Annotated in this window: 1 protein-coding gene; it reads right to left on the minus strand. The window is 48.3% G+C overall.

The genetic code is table 11. The annotated features are described in order from the left end of the window. A partial coding sequence (locus ACTHUR_RS13215) for an extracellular solute-binding protein (protein WP_440398978.1) occupies window positions 1–716 on the minus strand: 716 nt, incomplete at its 3' end. Window positions 717–801: the final 85 nt, after the last annotated feature.

An 801-nucleotide genomic window follows, 5' to 3' on the forward strand; every position in this document is an offset into this window, starting at 1 on the left:
ATGGAAGGGCTGAAACGTTTTACATCAGGACGGATGGCTTTCAACACTTCTGCCGCCGCTTTCAAATCTTCAGGATTCGAGCCTTTAGGATCTTTACCCAAGTAGTTCAACAAGATTGGGAACATTTCGCTCGGGGTATCCCACAAAGCGATGCCGCAAGATTTCAGCTTGTTGGTGTATTCAGGTTTGAACAGCAAATCCCAGCCGTTTTCAGGCAATTTTCCGCCCAAAAGCTCCTTGCCTTTCGCGGTAATCGCCAAAGTGTTCACACCGGAGAAATAAGGAACGGCGTATTGATTGCCCGGGTCGGCGGTTTCCAACATCTTCAGCAATTCAGGGTCGATGTTTTTGTAGTTCGGAATCAGATCCTTATTGATTTTTTGGTATGCACCTGCCTCAATTTGGCGCGGCAGGAAGGCAATACCGGGCACAACCAAGTCATAGCCGGATTTGCCGGTCAGCATTTTGGCTTCCAGCGTTTCGTTGTTTTCATACAAATCGTAAGTCAGCTTCAAATTGTTGGCTTTTTTGAAGTCTTCGACTGTACTTTCGTCAACGTAGTTTGACCAGTTGTAGATATTCAAAGTATCGGTAGCGGCTGCCTCGGCATTGGCAGCAGGCGCGCTGCCTGCTTGAGGTTGCTCGGCTTTTTTCTCGCCACCGCCGCACGCGGCCAAAGACAATGCGGCCAATACGGCTAATACAGATTTTTTCATACGGGCAGATTCCTGATGAAAGAGTGGTTAATGTCAATAAATAAGAAACCCTGCACCCCATAAACACCCCGGCGCAGAGTTAGGC

This window comes from Neisseria sp. P0021.S007 (genome assembly GCF_051956855.1).